We start from the raw sequence: 18,979 nt of genomic DNA, 5'->3' as shown, positions 1-18,979 counted from the left end.
CCCGGGCCCGAGGGCCGGCCCCCGCCTGCCCCGGCGCCCGCATCGCCTCCTCCCCGTCCGGAAGGACCTTCCGCCATGACCGACCGGCCTGCCCAGCCCGTGCGTTCGTCCGCTCCGCCGCAGGCCGGCGACACCCCTGGCGCCCCGGGGACCGGTGCCGCCCCGGGGAGCGATGCCGCCCCGCCGCCGGCGCACCGGACGCTCGACGCGCTGTTCGCCGCCCAGGTGGACCGCGCGCCGCACGCGCCTGCGGTGACCGACGGCCGGCGCAGCTGGACGTACCGGGAACTGGCCGACCGGGTCGAGCGCCTGGCCCGCGACCTCGCACGGCGCGGCGCAGGGACGGACCGGACGGTGGCGCTGGTCCTGCCGCGCTCCATGGAACTGGTCGCGGCGGAGCTGGCGGTCGCCCGGACGGGCGCCGCCTTCCTGCCCGTGGATCCGGCCTACCCCGCCGGGAGACGGGCGCTGATGCTCGCCGACGCCGCCCCCGCCGTCGTCCTGGACGATCCGGCCCGGGTCCGCGCGCTGCTGGAGACGGACCCGGCCGGCGCCGCAGACACGCCCGACACCGGCCTGGCGGGCCCGACCGGTACCGCGCTGCCGGGCCCGAGCGGGACCGACCACGCGGCGTACGTGATCTACACCTCGGGCTCCACCGGGACGCCCAAGGGCGTGGTCGTCACCCACCGGGGCATCGGCGGCTTCGCGGAGGCGGCCCGCGCGCACTACGCCGTGCGCCCCGGCGACCGGGTGCTGCAGTTCTCCTCGCCCAGCTTCGACGCCTCCGTCCTCGAACTGTTCATCTCCGTCCTGGCCGGCGCCACGCTGGTGATCCCCCCGCACGGCCCCTGGCTGGGCGAGGAACTCGCCGCCGTGCTCGACGAGCACCGCATCACCCACGCCCTCATCCCGCCGGCCGCCCTCGCCACCGTGCCCGGCGGCACGGGCCGCCACCTGCGCACCCTGATCGTCGGAGCAGAGGCCTGCCCCGCGGACCTGGTCGACCGCTGGGCGCCCGGCCGGCGCATGATCAACTCCTACGGCCCGACCGAGGCGACCATCGTCGCCACCTGGACCGGCCCGCTGACCGCCGGCAGCGGTACGCCCCCCATCGGCGGCGCGCTGCCGTACACCCGGGCGTACGTGCTCGACGCGGCCATGCGGCCCCAACCACCTGGCGTAGACGGCGAGTTGTACGTCGGCGGCGAGGGCGTGGCCCGCGGCTACCTGGGCCGCCCCGGCCTGACCGCCGGGCGCTTCGTCGCCGACCCCTTCGGCCCGTCCGGCGCCCGGCTCTACCGCACCGGCGACCGGGCCCGGTGGACGGCCGACGGGGAGCTGGAGTTCCTCGGCAGGCTCGACCGGCAGGTGAAGATCCGCGGCTTCCGGATCGAACCGGGGGAGATCGAGGCCGCCCTGCGGGCGCACCCCGCCGTCGACCAGGCCGTCGTCGTGGTCCGGGAGGACGAGCCGGGCCGCGAACGCCTGGTCGGCTACGCCACGCCCACCGACCCGCAGCACGCCCCGGACCAGGCGGAGCTGCGCGCGGCACTGGCCGCCACCCTGCCGGCCCACCTGGTGCCGTCCGCCGTCGTCGTCCTGGCCGCGCTGCCGCTCACCCCGCAGCACAAGATCGACCAGCAGGCGCTGCCCGCGCCCGCCCGCCCCGGGGCGGCCGGACCCGTCGCCCCGCGCACCGGGCGCGAACGCGCCCTGGCCGCCATCTGGGCCGAAGTCCTCGGCCTCGACGCGGTGGGCGCGACGGACGACTTCTTCGACCTGGGCGGCGACTCGATCCTCGCCGCCCGGACCCTGGCCCGGGTCGCCGAGCGGCTGGGCGTCCGCCTCACGCTCCGGGACGTCTTCACCGCGCGGACGGTCGCCGCCTTGGCCCCGCTGGTGGACGAGCGGCACACCGCCGCGCCGCCGGAGCCGATCCCGCCCGCCCCGCGCGAGGAGCCGCTGCCGCTGTCCAGCGCCCAGCGCCGCCTGTGGTTCCTCGACGACCTCACCGTCGGGGGGACGGAGTACAACACCGGCGTGGCCCTGCGGCTGCACGGAACGGCGGACCCGGAGGCCCTGCGCCGGGCCCTGGGCCGGCTCGCCGCCCGCCACGACTCGCTGCGCACCACCTTCGCCACCGTCGACGGGCAGCTCGTGCAACGCGTCGCGGCGGCGGGCACCCTGCCGCTGCGCACCGCGGACGTCGGCGACCGGCCGGCCGGGGAGCGCGCCGAGGCGGCCGAACGGCTGCTGACCGAGGAGCTGAACCGGCCCTACGACCTGACGGACGGCCCGCTCGCCCGGGCGCTGCTGGTCCGGCTCGCCGCCGACGAGCACCTGCTGCTGCTGGCGCAGCACCACATCATCACCGACGGCTGGTCGGTGGGCGTCCTCACCCGTGAACTGGCCGCGCTCTACCGGGCGGAGGTCTCCGGCGAACCGGACGCGCTCGCCGCCCCCGCCCTCCAGTACCCCGACTTCGCGCGCTGGGAGCAGCGCCGGCGGACCGAGGGCGCCGGGGCGGAGGACGCGCCGGACCTCGCCTACTGGAGGCGGAACCTGGCGGAGCTGCAACCCCTGCAACTGCCCACCGACCGGCCCCGGCCCGCCCAGCGCACGACGAACGGCGCGGCGCACCGCCACCGCCTCCCGGCCGAACTGGTGGCCCGGCTGCGGCACCTCGCCGCGGGCCGCGGCACGACGCTGTTCACCCTGTTCGCGGGGGCGTCCGCGCTGCTGTTCTCGCGCTACTCCGGCCAGCGGGACGTGGCGTTCGGCACCGTCACCACCGGGCGCGACCGGCGGGAGCTGGAGGAGGTGACCGGCTTCTTCGTCAACACCGTGGTGCTGCGCGGCGACGTGGACGAGCGGGCCACCGTCGACCGGTTCGTGGAGAGCGTGCGCACCACCCTGCTGGACGCCTTCGCCCACGCCGCGGTGCCCTTCGACCGGGTGGTCGAGGAACTGGCCCCGCCCCGCGACCCGAGCCGCACCCCGCTGGTCCAGGTCATGGTCGTCCAGCAGAGCCCCACCACCCCGCCGCCCGCCGGAGGCCTGCGCTTCGAGGACCACCCGCTGCCCCGCCCGGCCGCCCGGTTCGACCTGGTGCTGGAGTTCACCCCGGAGGACACCGACGGCTGCGCGCTGACGGTGGAGTACAACACGGACCTGTTCGACGCCCGGACCGTGGCCCGGATGGCGAGCCACCTGCACCGCCTGCTGGCGGGCATGGCGGACGGCCCGCAGCGCATCCTCGCCGAACTGCCCATGCTCTCCGAGGAGGAGCAGCGCACGCTGCTCGACTCCTGGAACCCGCCCGCGCGCGGCGCCCGCGACCTCCCGGACACCGTGCTGCCCGTGCTGCCCGTGCTGTTCGAGGCGCAGACGGCCCGAACGCCCGGGCGGACCGCCGTCGGCTGCGGCCCGGTGCGGCGGGACTACGCGGAGGTCAACCGGCGGGCCAACCGCCTCGCCCGGCTGCTGGTCGCCCGGGGCGCGGGCCCCGAGCGGCTGGTCGCGCTGTGCCTGCCCCGCACCGCCGACCTGCCGTCGGTGCTGTGGGCGGTGCTCAAGTCGGGTGCGGCGTACCTGCCGGTGGACCCGGGCTACCCGGCCGAGCGGATCCGCTTCATGCTGGCGGACGCCGGGCCCGCGCTGGTCCTCGCCACCCGGGAGACGGCGGCCGCGCTGCCCGAGGGGTGGCCCGTCCTGCTGCTGGAGGACGGCGCCGGCCTCGCCCCCGACCCGGCGGGCGCTGATTCGGCGGACGCCGATCTCACGGACGCCGACCGCCTCCGGCCGCTGCTGCCGGAGCACCCCGCCTACGTCATCTACACCTCGGGGTCGACCGGCCGGCCCAAGGGCGTCGTGATCACCCACCGCAGCGTCGTCGCCCTCGCCCGCTGGGCGGCCGAGCGGTTCGGGCCCGGCGGGCTGGACCACGTGCTCGCCGCCACCTCGCTCAACTTCGACGTGTCGGTCTTCGAGCTGCTCTGCCCGCTGCTGGCGGGCGGCAGCGTCGAGGTGGTCGCCGACCTCGCCGCCCTCGCCGAGGAGCCGGCCCCGCGCCGCGTCGGCCTGGTCAGCGGCGTGCCCTCGGTGATCTCCCGACTGCTCGCCGGGGGCGCCGCCCCGGTCGACGCGGGCACCGTCGTGCTGGCCGGCGAGGCCCTCTCCGCCCAGGCGGTGGGCGACCTGCGGCGCGCCCTGCCCGGCAGCGCGATCGCCAACATCTACGGCCCCACCGAGGCCACCGTCTACGCCACCGCCTGGTTCGCCGGTGACCGGCTGCCGGAGCAGGCGCCGCCGATCGGCAGGCCGCTCGCGCTGACCCGGACGTACGTCCTGGACCCCGGGCTGCGCCCGCAACCGCCGGGCGTGGTCGGCGAGTTGTACCTCGGGGGCGGCGGTCTGGCGCGCGGCTACCTGGGCCGCCCCGGGCTGACCGCCGCCCGGTTCGTCGCCGACCCGTACGGCGTGCCGGGGGAGCGGATGTACCGCACCGGCGACCGGGTGCGGTGGAACGCCGACGGCGAGCTGGAGTACCTCGGCCGGATCGACCAGCAGGTCAAGGTGCGCGGCTTCCGGATCGAACTGGGCGAGGTGGAGGAGGCGCTGCGGCGCTGCGAGGGCGTGGCGGAGGCGGCCGCCACCGTCGCCGACGGCGAGGGAAACCGGCGCCTGGTCGGCTACGTGGTCCCCGTCCCGGGCGGCCGGGTGGAGCCCGAGGCCGTGCGCCGGGCGCTCGGCCTGGCCCTGCCCGACTACCTGGTGCCCTCGGCTGTCGTGCCGCTGCCCGCGCTACCGCTCAACCCCAACGGCAAGCTCGACCGGAGCCGGCTGCCCGACCCGGGGCCGGCCGTGCCCGCCGTACGCCACGTCGCCCCCCGCACCCCCGCCGAACAGGCGCTCGCCACCATCTGGGCGGAGGTGCTGCGGCTGGAACGGGTCGGCGCGGACGACAACTTCTTCGACCTCGGCGGCGACTCCATCCTCGGCATCCAGGTGGTGGCCCGCTCCCGGCAGGTGGGGCTGGCGGTGACCTCCGGGGACCTCTACCGGCACCAGACGGTCGCCGCGCTGGCCCGGTGCGCGGACGACGCCGAACGGCCGGCCGTGACCGCCCGGGTGGCCGCCACCGGGGCGGGCGTCCTGACCCCGATCCAGCGCTGGTGGCTCGACCGGGCCGCCGGGCGCGCCGGGCACTTCAACCAGGCGCTCTCCCTCCTGCTGGGCGCCGACGTGGACAGGGCGGCGCTGGAGGACGCCCTGAACGACGTGGTCGCCCACCACGACGCGCTGCGCTCGGCCTTCACGGCCGAGGCCGGTGAGCCCGACGCCGCAGAGCCCGAGGTCGGAGAGCCCCGCACCGCAGAGCCCCGCGACGGCGAGCCCGGTACCGGCCCCGGCGTGCGCTGGCGGATCGACGACCGGGCGCCCCGGATCCGCCTGGGCCGGCACACCGGCCCGGACGGCGACACCCCGCACTTCGGCCCCTTCGACCTGGGGGGCGGCGACGGCCCGCTGCTGCGCGCCGTGCTGCACGAGCGCGGTGCGGGGCAGCCGCCGGTCCTGCACCTGGCCGTCCACCACCTGGTGGTCGACGGGGTCTCCTGGCGGGTGCTGGCGGAGGACCTCGACACGGCCTACCGTGCCCGCCGCGACGGCCGGGACGGGGCGGCGGCGCTGCCGGCGAAGTCCTCGCCGCTGCGGCAGTGGGGGCAGCGGCTCGGCGCGTACGCGGCGGCCGGCGGCTTCGAGGACGAGACGGAGTACTGGGCGCGGGCCGTCCCCGCGCAGGACGGTGACGCCCCGGCGGACCCGTTCCCGGCCGACCTCGCGGGGGCCGACACCCACGCCTCGGCCCGCTCCGTCACCGTGCGCCTCGACGCCGCCGACACCGCCGCCCTCCTGCGCACCCTGCCCGACACCTACCGCACCCAGGCCAACGACGTGCTGCTGAGCGCCCTCGGCCGGGCCCTGTGCGGGGCGAGCGGGCTGGAGCGGGTCGTGGTGGACGTCGAGGGGCACGGGCGCGAGGAACTGTTCGCCGACCTCGACCTGAGCCGCACGGTCGGCTGGTTCACCACCCGGCACCCCGTCGCGCTGGCCGTGCCCGCCGGGGCCGACTGGGACGGCGTCCTCAAGCGGGTCAAGGAGCAGCTGCGCGCCGTCCCCCGACGGGGTCTCGGTTTCGACGCCCTGCGCCACCTGGGGCGCCCCGGCACGGCCCCCGACGCCCCGGCCGCGCGGATCAGCTTCAACTACCTCGGCCGGATGTCCTTCCCGCAGGACGCGGCCGGGCTCTACCGCGGCACCTTCCGGCCCCTGGAACTGGACGCCGACCCGCACGTCGAGCGCCCGCACGCCCTGGAGGTGGTCGGCCGGCTCGACGGCGACGCGCTGGAGTTCAGCTGGTTCTACTCCGGTGCCGTGCACCGGCGCGACACCGTCGAGGCCCTGGCCCGGCGCTTCGCCGCCGAGCTGGCCGACCTCGCGCGGTACGCGGCCCGCCCGGGCGCCGCCGGGCGCACCCCGTCCGACTTCCCGCTGGCCCGGCTCGACCAGGCGGCCGTGGACCTGATCACCGGCGACGACCCGGGCGCGGTGGAGGACGTCCTCCCGCTGACGCCGACCCAGTCCGGGATGCTCTTCCACGGCCTCGCCGAGGAGGACAGCGGCGCCTACTTCCAGCAGCTGGACTTCGTCCTGGACGGCGTGCCCGACCCGGGGCGGTTCGCCGCCGCCTGGCAGTGGGTCACCGACCGCACCCCGGTGCTGCGCGCCCACGTCCGCTGGCAGGAGGTGCCCGAGCCGCTGCTGGTGGTGCGGCGGCGGGCGGCCGTGCCGGTCACCCACCTGGACTGGCGCGAGCTGTCCGAGCCCGAGCGCCGGGGCCGGCTGGCCGAGCTCCTGGACCGCGACCGGGCCCGCGGGCTGGACCTGGCCCGGGCCCCGCTCCAGCGGCTGCTGCTCATCCGCCTCTCCGACACCCGGGTGCGCGTGCTGTGGTCCTTCCACCACCTCGTCCTGGACGGCTGGAGCCTCTTCCAGGTGCTGTCCGACGTGTTCGCCGTGCATGCCGCGCTGGCCCGCTCCGAGCCGGAGACGGGAGAAGTCCCGTCCGGCACCGTCCCGTTCGGCACCCTGCCATCCGGCACCGAGCCCTTCGGCACCGTCCCGTACGGCACGGTGCCGGAGCGCCGGCCCTACCGCGACTTCGTGGCCTGGCTGCGCGAGCGCGACCCGGCGGAGGCCGAGCGGCACTGGCGCGGGCGCCTGGCCGGGCTGGCCGAGCCGACGCCGCTGCCGTACGACCGCGAGCCGCGCCAGAGCCACCGCGCGGAATCCACCCGGGCCGTGCCGTTCACCCTGCCCGCCGCCGCGACCCGGGCGCTGGAAGGCCTCGCGCGCAGCTCCGGCCTGACCCTGAACACCCTGGTCCAGGGCGCCTGGGCGATCCTGCTGGGCCGTCAGGCCAACCGGGACGAGGTGGTGTTCGGCACCACCTCGTCCGGGCGGCCGCCCGAGCTGCCCGGCGTCGAGACGATGACCGGCCTGTTCATCACCACCCTGCCCACCCGCACGGCCGTGCCCTCCGACGGCACCCTGCTCGACTGGCTCCGCACGCTGCAACGGGAGCAGGGCGAGGACCGGCGCCACGGCTTCGTCCCGCTCACCCGCCTGCGGGCCGCCACCGTCCTCCCCGAGCAGACCGCCCTGTTCGACAGCATCGTCGTCTTCGAGAACTACCCGGTCGAGGACGACGCGGCCGCCGCGCACGGCCTGCGCCTGCGCGACCTGGACGGCATCGAGACCACCAACTACCCGCTCGCCCTGCTGGCCTATCCGGGGCCGGAGCTGGCCCTGCGGCTGTGCTACGACCCGCGGCTGTTCGACGAGGCCACCGTCCGGCGGATGGCCGGGCAGCTCACGGCCGTCCTGACGGGACTGCCCGGGAGCGCCGGGGGCCCGCCCGCGCGCGTGCCGCTGCTGACCGCCGGGGAGCGCCGACGGATCCTCGTCGACTGGAACGCCACCGCCGTCGGACGGACCGAGCGCGACATCGCGGACCTGTTCGCCGAGCAGGTGCGCCGCAGCCCGGACGCCGTCGCCCTGGAGGCGGGCCACGAGCGCCTCGGCTACCGCGACCTCGACGCCCGCGCCGCCGCCCTGGCCGGCCGGCTGGCCGCGCTCGGCGTCGGCGCCGAACGCCCGGTCGGCGTGCTCATGGACCGCTCCGTCGACCTGGTCGTCGCCCAGCTGGCGCTGGTCCGGACCGGCGGGGTCTACGTGCCGCTGGACGGCAGGGCGCCGCGCGAGCGGCTGCACCTGATGCTGGCCGAGGCCGGCGCGGACCTGCTGCTCACCGACGCGCACGGGGACCGGATGGCCCGCGAACTGCGGCCGGACGGGCAAGTGCTTCGCGTCGACGGGCAGACCTTCGCGGCCCGGCCGGGCCCGGCCCCGGCCCCGGCCCCGGCCGCGGCCCCGGCGCTCCACCCCGACAACGTCCAGTACCTGATGTTCACCTCGGGCTCCACCGGCACCCCCAAGGGCGTCGCGGTGCGCCGGCGCGACGTCGCCGCGCTCGCCCTGGACCGTGCCTTCGCCGGCCACGACCGGGTGCTCGTGCACTCCCCGCACGCCTTCGACGCCGCCACCTACGAGCTGTGGGTGCCGCTGCTGCGCGGCGGCACCGCCGTGCTGGCCCCGCCGGAGGACCTGGACGCCGCCTCCGTCCGCCGCGCCGTCACCGAGCAGGGCGTGCAATGCCTGTGGCTGACCGCCGGCCTGTTCCGGCTCCTCGCCCAGGAGGACCCGGGCTGCCTGCGCGGCGCCCGGGAGGTGTGGACCGGCGGCGAGGCGGTGCCCGGCGCGGTCGTGCGCCGGGTCCTGGAGGCCTGCCCCGACCTCACCGTGGTCGACGGCTACGGCCCGACCGAGACCACCACCTTCGCCACCCGCCGGGCCTTCCGCCCCGGTGACCGGCTGCCCGCCGTGCTGCCGATCGGACGCCCGCTGGACGACACCCGGGTGTACGTGCTGGACGGCGCCCTTCAGCCGCAACCGCCCGGCATCACGGGCGAGTTGTACATCGCCGGCGCCGGAGTCGCGCGCGGCTACGCGGGCCGGCCCGGCGAGACCGCCGCCCGCTACCTCGCCGATCCCTTCGGGCCGCCCGGCGGCCGGATGTACCGCACCGGCGACACCGCCCGGTGGAGCGAGGACGGCGAACTGCACTTCGTGGGCCGCGCGGACGACCAGATCAAGATCCGCGGCTTCCGCATCGAACCCGCCGAGATCGAGGCACGGCTCACCGCCCACCCGGCCGTCGCGGAGGCCGTCGTCTCGCTCCACGAGGACGCGGGGCGCAAGCGGCTGGCCGCCCACCTGGTGCCGGCCGGCGGCGCCGAGCCGCCCTCCGCCACGGCGCTGCGCGCCCACCTGGCGGCCGACCTGCCCGACTACATGCTGCCCGCGGCCTTCGTCACGGTCGCCGAACTGCCGCTGACCGCCAACGGCAAGGTGGACCGCCGGAGGCTGCCCGCCCCCGACTGGTCGGCGGCGGGCGACCGCGCCCACCGCGCCCCGAGCACCGACACCGAACGCGTCCTCACCGCGATCTGGGCGGAACTGCTGGGCGTGGAGCGGGTCGGGGTCGACGACGACTTCTTCCTGCTCGGCGGCGACTCGATCCTGAGCATCCAGGTCGTCTCCCGCGCCCGCGCCGCCGGTCTCGCGCTGTCCCCCCGCGACCTGTTCCGGCACCCCACCGTCGCCGCGCTGGCCGCTGCCGCCGGCACCGCAGCCACCGTCGCCGGGACCGAACCGGTCAGCGGCGAGGTGGGCCTGACGCCCATCCAGCACTGGTTCCTCGACCCGCACCCGCCGTACGCCGCGGCCTTCGACCAGTCCGTCGTGGTGGAGGCGCCCGGCGAGGTCGACCCGCAGGCCCTGCGCCGCGCCCTGACCGCCCTGTGGGCCCACCACGACGCCCTGCGCTCCCGCTTCACCACCGGGGCGGACGGCGCCTGGCAGCAGCACTGCGCCCCCGCGGACGCCGCCGTGCCCGAGCTGCTGGAGGTCGTCGACCTCGGCGCCCTGGACCGGGCGGCGGCCGAGGCCGCCGAGGCGCGGGCCACCGAGGCCGCGCACGCCGCGTTCCGGCTGGACACCCTCCCGCTGCTCACCGCCCGCCTGTTCACCACCGACGGCACCCGGCCCGCCCGGCTGCTGCTGGTCGTCCACCACCTGGTCGTCGACGGCGTCTCCTGGCGGATCCTGCTGGAGGACCTGGAGACCGCCTACCGGCAGGCCGTGGAGGGCCGGCCGCTGCGCCTGCCCGCCCGCACCACCTCCGTGCGGGAGTGGACCCGCCGCCTGCGCGAGCACACCGCGGCCGGCGGCTTCGCGGGCCGGCGCGCCCACTGGGCGGCGGCGGCCCGGCACTGCGCGGCCGCGCTGCCGGTGGACGGCGACGGCGGCAACACCGCCGCCGACCTGCGCGCCGTCACCGTCCGGCTGGACCGCGAGCGCACCGGGAGCCTGCTGCGCAAGGTTCCCGGGGTCTACCGCACCCGGATCGACGACGTCCTGCTCACGGCCCTGGGCCGGGTGCTCGCCGAGTGGACCGGACGGCGCACCGTCGCGATCGGCCTGGAGGGGCACGGCCGCGAGGACCAGCTGTTCGAGGACGTCGACCTGTCCCGCACGGTCGGCTGGTTCACCTCGCTCTTCCCCGTCGCCCTCGACGTCCCGGACGGGGACTGGGGCACCGCGCTGAAGGCCGTCAAGGAGCAGCTGCGGGCGGTGCCGGAGCGCGGCCTCGGCTACGGCGCGCTGCGCCACCTCGCCCGGGACGAAGAGCTCGCCGACGCCCCGGCCCCCGGGATCAGCTTCAACTACCTGGGCCGCTTCGACTGGTCCGCCGACGGCGCCGCCCTGGTCCGCGCCGTCCCCGGCGGCCTCGGCGGCGCGGAGGCGCCCGGCACCGAGCGCCCGCACCTGCTGGACGTCGTCGCCCGGGTCGAGGACGACCGGCTGGAGATCGGCTGGTACTACAGCGCCGGCCGGCACCACGAACGGACCGTCACCGCGCTCGCGGACGCCATGCTGCGCGCCCTGGAGGACCTCGTCGCGCACTGCGCCGAGCCCGGCGCCGGCGGCCGCACCCCCGCCGACTTCCCGCTGGCCCGGCTGGACCAGGCGGCGGTGGACCGGATCGCCGGGGACGGCCGCTCCGTCGCGGACGTGTACCCGCTGACGGCGATGCAGGCGGGCATGCTCTTCCACAGCCTGCTGGACCCGGACGCCCACACCTACGTCAACCAGGTCCAACTGGTCCTCTCCGGCGTCACCGACCCGCACGCCCTGGCCGCCGCCTGGCAGCAGACCGTGGACGCCAACGCGGTGCTGCGCACCCGGCTCGCCTGGCAGGACACCGCCGAGCCGCTCCAGGTCGTCCAGCACCGGGCCGCCGTCCCGGTGACCCACCACGACTGGACGGGCCGCCCGGCCGACCGGATCGAGCGGGACACCGCCCGGCTGCTCGCCGAGGACCGCGCGGCCGGCCTCGACCTGGCCGCCGCGCCGCTGATGCGGCTGACCCTGGTCCGGCTGTCGCCGACCCGGGTGCGGGTGGTGTGGACCTTCCACCACGTCCTGCTCGACGGGTGGAGCGCGGCCCAGGTCTTCGACGAGGTGTGCGAGCGCTACGCCGCCCTGGCCGCCGGGCGCCGGCCGAACCCGGTCGTGCGCGCCCCCTTCGCCGACTACCTGCGCTGGCTGTCCGGGCAGGACCCGGCGCGGGTCGAGCGGTACTGGCGCGACACCCTGGCCGGGTTCCCCGCCCCCACCGAACTGCCCCGCGACCGGCGCCCGGCCGAGGCGCACCGCGCCTCCTCCTCGGCATCGGTGCGGGTGACCCTCGACAACGACCTGTCGGAGCGGCTGCGGACCACCGCCCGGCAGGCCGGGCTGACCGTCAACACCGTGCTCCAGGGCGCCTGGGCGCTGCTGCTCTCCCGCTACGGCGGCGGGGACGACGTGGTCTTCGGCACGATCGTCTCCGGCCGGCCCGCCGAACTCCCGGGCGTCACCTCGATGGTGGGGCTGTTCATCAACGCCCTGCCCACCCGGGTGCGGATCGACGCCGGCCGCTCGCTGCTGGAGTGGCTGCGGGAGCTCCAGGACGCCCAGTCGGAGGCCCGCCGGTACGACGCCGTCTCCCTGGCGCAGCTCCAGAACTGGAGCGAACTGCCGGGCGGAACGGCCCTGTTCGACAGCATCGTGGTCTTCGAGAACTACCCGTTCGACGCGCAGGCGCTGACCCGGCACGGCCTGGGCGTCGAGACCGAGCACGTCCTGGAGCCGACCAACTACCCGCTCGGCGTGGTGGTCGCCCCCGGCGACGCCATCGCGGTCAGCCTCGACCACGACCCGGCCGTCTTCGACACCGCGACCGTCGAGGCGCTCGGGGCGGGCCTGCACACCCTGCTGACGGCGATGGCGGCCGGCCTCGACCGGCCGGCGGCGCAGCTGCCGCTGCTCGACCCGCTGCGAGGACGCGAACTCGTCGACCGCTTCGGCGGGGCGGTGGTCGAGGCACCGCAGGACACCGTGCCCGAGGCCTTCGCCCGGCAGGCCGCCCGCACGCCCGACGCCCCGGCCGTCCGCTGCGGCGACGTGCAGCTGACCTACCGGGAGCTCGACGAACGGGCCAACCGGCTGGCCCGGCTGCTGATCGCGGCCGGCGCCGGGCCCGAGCGGTTCGTCGCGCTCGCGCTGCCCCGCACCGCCGACCTGGCCGTGGCGCTGCTGGCGGTGCTCAAGAGCGGCGCCGCCTACCTGCCGGTCGACCCCGGGTACCCGGCCGAGCGGATCGCGTTCCTCTTCGCGGACGTCCGGCCCGACGCCGTGGTCACCGACACGGAGACCGGAGGGCGGCTGCCGGCGGGCCCGTTCACCCGGATCGTGCTCGACGACCCGGGGTGCGCCGAACGGCTCGCCGCCGCCCGCCCCGACGCCGTGCGCGACGACGAACGGCTCGGCGCCCTGCTGCCGCAGCACCCCGCGTACGTCATCCACACCTCCGGCTCGACCGGCCGCCCCAAGGGCGTCGTGGTCGCCCACGCCTCGGTCCTGGCCCTGACCGACTGGGCCGCCGCCGAGTTCGCCGACCACGGCCTGGCCCACGTGGTGGCCGCCACCTCGCTCAACTTCGACGTGTCGGTGTTCGAGATCTTCTCGCCCCTGCTCGCCGGCGGCTGCGTGGAGCTCGTCCGGGACCTGCTGGCCCTGGCCGAGCGCCCCGGGCCGTGGCGGGCCGGCCTGCTCAGCGCGGTGCCCTCCGCCCTGGGCGGCCTCCTCGCGGAGGACGCCGTGCACCTCGGCGCGGACACCGTCGTCCTGGCCGGCGAGGCCCTGCCCGCCCGCACCGTGCGCCGGCTGCGCGAGGCCGTCCCCGGCTGCCGGGTGCTGAACATCTACGGCCCCACCGAGGCCACCGTCTACGCCACCGCCTTCGCCTGCGACCCCGCCGACCCCGACCGCGACCCGCCGATCGGCCGCCCGGTCGGCGGCGCCCGGGCCTACGTCCTGGACGACCGGCTGCGCCCGGTGCCCGTCGGCGCGCCGGGGGAGCTGTACCTGGCGGGCACCGGCGTCGCCCGCGGCTACCTGCGCCGTCCGGGCCTGACCGCCGCCCGGTTCCTGCCCGACCCCTTCGGCCCGCCCGGGCGCCGGATGTACCGCACCGGGGACCTGGTGCGCTGGACGGCCGCCGGCGACCTCTGCTACCTCGGCCGCGCGGACGACCAGGTCAAGGTGCGCGGCTTCCGGATCGAACTCGGCGAGGTCGAGGCCGCGATGGCCCGCCACCCGCAGGTGTCGGCGGCCGCCGCCCGGGTCGTCGACCACGACGGCCACCGGCGCCTGGTGGGCTACGCGGTGGCCCGCGACGGCGCACTGCCCGACCCCGTCGAGTGGCGCGCCTTCCTCGGGAGCACCCTCCCCGACCATCTGGTGCCCGCGCTGGTGGTGCCGCTGGAGCGGCTGCCGCTCGGCGCCACCGGCAAACTCGACCGCCGTGCGCTGCCCGCCCCGGTGTGGGCCGCCCCGGCCGCACGCGGCGAGCGACCGCCGCGCACCGCGACCGAACGCACCCTCGCCGCGATCTGGCGCGAGGTGCTCGGCGTGTCCGAGGTGGGCGCGAACGACAACTACTTCGCGCTCGGCGGCGACTCGATCCTGGGCATCCAGATCGTCTCCGCGGCCCGCCGGGCCGGCCTCGCGCTCACCCCCCGGCACCTGTTCGCCCACCAGACCCTGGCCGAACTCGCCCTCGCCGCCGAGGAGTCGCCGAGCCCGGCGGTCGCCGCCGAACAGGGCGCCGTGGTCGGCGACGCCCCGCTCACCCCCGTCCAGCACTGGCTGCTGGACACCCTCGGCGGGGACACCGCCCAGTTCACCCAGTCGGTCTCCTTCACCCTCGCCCCCGACACCGAGGAGCCCCTGCTGCGGGCTGCGCTCGCCGCCGTCCTGGACCACCACGACGCGCTGCGCCTGCGGTTCCAGCCGCTCGGCGACGGGCGGTGGCGCCAGCACGGCACCGCGCCCGGCGACCTGCCGGAGCTGCGCACGCATCAACTGCCCGCCGCCCCGGCGCTGGAGCGCGAGGCGACGCTGCGCGAGCTGGGCGAGCGCCTGGCCGCAGGCTTCGACCTGGCCGAAGGGCCGCTGCTGCGGGCCGCGCTGTGCCGCTTCGACGGTGAGCGGCACCCCGTCCTGCTGCTGGCCGCGCACCACCTGGTGGTCGACGCGGTGTCCTGGCGCGTCCTCCTGGAGGACCTGGACACCGCCCACCGCGCGCTGCGGGCGGGTGGGCGGCCCGACCTCGGCCCCAAGAGCACCTCCTTCCGGGCCTGGGCCGAACGGCTCGCCGAGCACACCGCGGCCGGCGGCTTCGACGACGAGCACGCCCACTGGTACGGCCTGGACGACGGCGCCGCGACCGCCCTGCCGACCGACCTGGACGGCGCCAACACGGCCGCCACCGAGGAGTCGCTGGACCTCGCCCTCGACGCCGAGGACACCCGCCGGCTGCTCCAGGACGTCCCGGAGGTCTACCGCACCCGGGTCAACGACGTCCTGCTCTGCGCCCTGGGCCGGGTGCTGGCCCGCTGGACCGGCCGGGACCGGGTGACGGTCGCCCTGGAGGGCCACGGCCGCGAGGAACTGTTCGACGGGGTCGACCTCTCCCGGACCGTCGGCTGGTTCACCACGCTGTACCCGGTGGCCCTGGACGTGCCCCGAGGCGCCGACACCGGCACCGCCCTGAAGACCGTCAAGGAGAACCTGCGCGCCGTACCGCGCGGCGGGCTCGGCTACGGCGCCCTGCGCCACCTGCGGCCCGCCGCCGACCCCCGGCTGCCCGACCCGCCGCAGCGGCTGCCCGACCTGCCGCAGATCGGCTTCAACTACCTGGGCCGGCAGGACCGGACCCTTACCCCCGGCGGCCTGCTGCACGCCCCGGCCGGCCCGCTCACCGGCGGCATGGACCGGGCCGCGGACCGTCCGCACCTGCTGGACGTGCTCGGCCGGGTGAGCGACGGGAAGCTGGCGTTCACCTGGTCGTACTCCGGCGCGGTGCACCACCGCGCCACCGTCGCCCGGCTCGCCGCCGAACTGCTGGACGAGCTGCGGGAGATCGTCCGCCACTGCGCCGCACCCGGCGCGGGCGGCCGCACCCCCGCCGACTACCCGCTGGCCGCCCTGGACCAGGCCGCCGTCGACCGACTGGCCGGCACCGGACGGGACGTGACGGAGATCCAGCCGCTCACCCCCACCCAGACCGGCATGGTGCTGCACGGCCTGGACGAGGCCGAACACGGCCTGTACGTCGAGCAGATCACCTTCGTGCTGGACGGCGCCCGCGACCTGCGGCCGCTGGCCGCCGCCTGGCAGCACGTCGTCGACCGCACCCCCGTGCTGCGCACCGCCGTCGTCCTGCGCGACGTGCCCGTACCCCTCCAGGTGGTCCACCGGGAGGCGACGCTGCCGGTCACCGAACACGACTGGAGCGTACTGCCGGAAGCCGAGCGCGAAGCCCGCCTGGAGCGGCTGCTCGCCGACCAGCGGGCCCGCCCGCTGGCCCTGGACCGGGCCCCGCTGCTGCGGCTCGACCTGATCCGGCTCGGCCCGGACGCGGCGCGCGTGGTGTGGACCTTCCACCACGTGCTGCTCGACGGGTGGAGCGTCTTCCACGTCCTGTCCGACGTCCTGGCCGCCCACGCCGCGCTCGCCCGCGGCGACCGGCCGGGCCTGCCCGAGCGCCGGCCCTTCGCGGACTACGTCGGCTGGCTCGCCGCCCGCGACACCGCCGCCGCCACGGAGCACTGGCGCGGCGTCCTGGCGGACCTCACCACCACCGCGCTGCCCTACGACCGCAGGCCCGCCCAGGGCGACACGGCCCGCTCCGGCGCCTGGCTCTCGCACCGCCTGGCCGAGGCCGAGACGGACCGGCTCCAGGAGTTCGCCCGCCGGCACCGGCTCACCCTCAACACCCTGGTGCAGGGCGCCTGGGCGCTGCTGCTGTCGCGGTGGAGCGGGGAGCAGCGGGTGTGCTTCGGCACCACCGTCTCCGGGCGCCCGGCCGACCTGGCCGGCTCCGACGCCATCGTCGGCCTGTTCATCACCACCCTGCCCGCCCGCGTCACCGTCGACGGCGCACAGCCCTGTGCCGCCTGGCTGCGCGTGCTCCAGGAGGAGCAGGCCGAGGACCGCCGGTTCGACCACCTGCCGCTGGCCGCGATGCACGGCCTGAGCGGGCTGGCGCCCGGGACGCCGCTGTTCGACAGCCTGGTGGTCTTCGAGAACTACCCGGTCGGGGACGCGACGGCCGGCGCCCACGGCCTGCTGATCCGCGAACTGGACGCCAGGGAGGCCACCAACTACCCGCTCACCGTGGTCGTCTCGCCCGGCGACCGGCTCGCCGTCGAACTCGGCCACGACCCCCGGTACATCGACCGGGACACCGCCGAGAAACTGGCCGCCCAGCTGCTGCACACCCTCGCCGCGCTGGCCGGCTCGGACGGCGCCGCCCGCCTGGACGACCTCGACCTGCTGCCGCCCGGGGAACGCGAGCGGCTGCTGCGCGGCCCGGCCCGCCCGGCGGGCGGCCCGGTGCCCCCGGCGTCCCTGCCCGCCCTGGTCGAGGCCGCCGTGGACCGCCGGCCGCACGCCCCGGCGCTGAGCGCCCCCGGACTGGAGCTGACCTTCGCCGAGGTCGAGGCGCACGCCAACCGCCTGGCGCACCGGCTCATCGCGCGCGGCGCCGGCCCCGGCGAGGTGGTCGCCCTCCTGCTGCCGCGCTCGGCGGACATGGTGCTCGCCCAGCTGGCGGTGGCGAAGACCGGTGCCGCGTTCCTGCCGGTCGACCCCCACTACCCCGACGAGCGCGTCGAGTTCATGCTGCGCGACGCGGCGCCCGCGCTCACCCTGGACGCCAAGGAGGTCGCGGCGCTGCTGGCCGCCCCGCCGGACGGCGCCCCCGACCACCGCCCCGCCGACCCCGACCGGCTCCGCCCGCTCGACCTGGACGACCCCGCCTACGTCATCTACACCTCCGGCTCCACCGGCACCCCGAAGGGCGTCGTCCTCACCCACCGCGGGCTGGCCGCCTTCGCCGCCGCCGAGGCCGAGCACTACCAAGTCGCCCCGGGGGACCGGGTACTGGCCTTCGCCACTCCCAGCTTCGACGCCTCCGTGCTCGAACTGTGCATGTCCCTGCCGCACGGCGCCCGGCTGGTGGTGCCCGCACCCGGGCCGCTGCTCGGCGCCCAACTGGCCGAGGTGCTCCGGACGGAGGCGATCACCCACACCCTGCTGCCGCCGGCCGCCCTCGCCACCCTGCCCGCCGACACCCCCGGCACGCTGCCCGCGCTGAGGACCCTGGTGGTCGGCGCCGACGCGTGCGGCGCCGACCTGGTGGCCCGCTGGGCCCCGCACCACCGCATGGTCAACTCCTACGGCCCCACCGAGGCCACCGTGGTCGCCGCCTGGTCCGCGCCGCTGGCCCCGGACGGCGCCGCGCCGCCGATCGGCCGCCCGCTGCCCGGCACCGGCGCCTACGTCCTGGACGCCCGGCTCCGGCCGGTGCCCGACGGCGTCACCGGCGAACTGTGGCTGAGCGGACCGGCCCTGGCCCGCGGCTACCTCGGCCGGCCGGGCCTGACCGCCGCCCGCTTCACCGCCGACCCGTACGGGCCGCCCGGCACCCGGATGTACCGCACCGGCGACCTGGTGCGCCGCGACCACCGGGGCGAACTGCACTACCTGGGCCGCACCGACCACCAGCTCAAGCTGCGCGGCCACCGCATCGAGGCGGGCGAGGTCGAGGCCGTCCTGGTGCGCCACCCGGCCGTGCTGGACGCCGTGGTGACGGTGCGGGAGGACGAGCCCGGGCTGCCCCGCCTGGTCGCCCACCTGCTCGCGGCCCCCGGCGCCGAACCGCCGACCGGCGCCGAACTGCGCGCCCTGGCCGCCCGCTCCCTGCCCGGCCACCTCGTCCCCTCCGCCTTCGCCGTCCTCGACCGCTTCCCGCTCACCGCGAGCGGCAAGACCGACCGCGCCGCGCTGCCCGCCCCCGCACCCGAGGAGGAGCAGCGGCCCGGCCGGCTGGCGCCCCGCACGCCCACCGAGGAGGCCGTGGCCGAGATCTGGGCCGAGACCCTGCGGACGGCCGTGGGCGTGACGGACGACTTCTTCCAACTGGGCGGCGACTCCATGCGGGCCCTGCTGATCGCCTCCCGCGCCAACGATGCCTTCGGCGTCACGCTCACCCCCCGCGACGTCCTGGTCTCCCGCACCGTGGCCGCCCTGGCGGAACTGGTGGAGGACCAGGTGCTGAGCGAACTCGAGGACGCCGCGTCCGGCGGCCCCGACGATGACGAACGATGACGAACGGTGAGGA

General features: G+C 77.2%; 1 protein-coding gene. It reads left to right on the top strand.

Annotated elements, in window-relative coordinates; all coding sequences use genetic code 11:
• Positions 1-75 precede the first annotated feature (75 nt).
• A complete protein-coding gene (locus tag ACFVX9_RS27730) occupies positions 76-18,966 on the top strand; it encodes a non-ribosomal peptide synthase/polyketide synthase (protein WP_387984102.1) in 18,891 nt (6,296 codons plus the stop codon).
• Positions 18,967-18,979: the final 13 nt, after the last annotated feature.

Origin of the sequence: Kitasatospora sp. NPDC058243 (assembly GCF_042882025.1) — a bacterium.
Taxonomy (GTDB): domain Bacteria; phylum Actinomycetota; class Actinomycetes; order Streptomycetales; family Streptomycetaceae; genus Kitasatospora.
This window is presented reverse-complemented; position numbering and strand designations above follow the sequence as displayed.